General features: G+C 67.8%; 1 pseudogene. It reads left to right on the top strand.

Annotation, left to right across the window (positions count from 1 at the left end):
- Window positions 1–239: pseudogene (locus tag EXE45_RS18320) on the top strand (ABC transporter substrate-binding protein); the annotation flags it as partial.
- Window positions 240–370 lie beyond the last annotated feature (131 nt).

Genomic DNA, 370 nt, shown 5'->3' with positions numbered 1-370 from the left:
ACGACGACCTCATGGACGAGATCGTCGAGGCGCGGCGCGCCAGCGATATCGACGAGCGCCGCGAGCGCTACGAGTCGATCATCCCGACGCTGCTCGAAGACCGGGTCCACCTCCCCAGCTACAGCCTGCGCGTCTCCATCGGCGTCCGCGACTACGTCAACGACTTCGTGGCCCACCCGCGCTCGCAGTACAACCCGCGGGTGCTGAGCGACTACAACAACGTGTGGATCGACGAGTGACCGACCGGTTCGGCGGGTAGGGCGGCGCTCGGTCGAAGCGTTCAAACCCCGCGGCGACGAGGGCCCGCACATGCAGAACCTCGAAGACGTGGTCCTCGACGAGAACGAGGAGGCCCTCGCCCCGGCGGTCG

The organism is Halorubrum sp. SP9, from assembly GCF_005435015.1.
Classification (GTDB): Archaea; Halobacteriota; Halobacteria; order Halobacteriales; family Haloferacaceae; genus Halorubrum; species Halorubrum sodomense.
The sequence above is the reverse complement of the archived record's forward strand: the minus strand, read 5'-3'. Positions and strand labels throughout refer to the sequence as shown.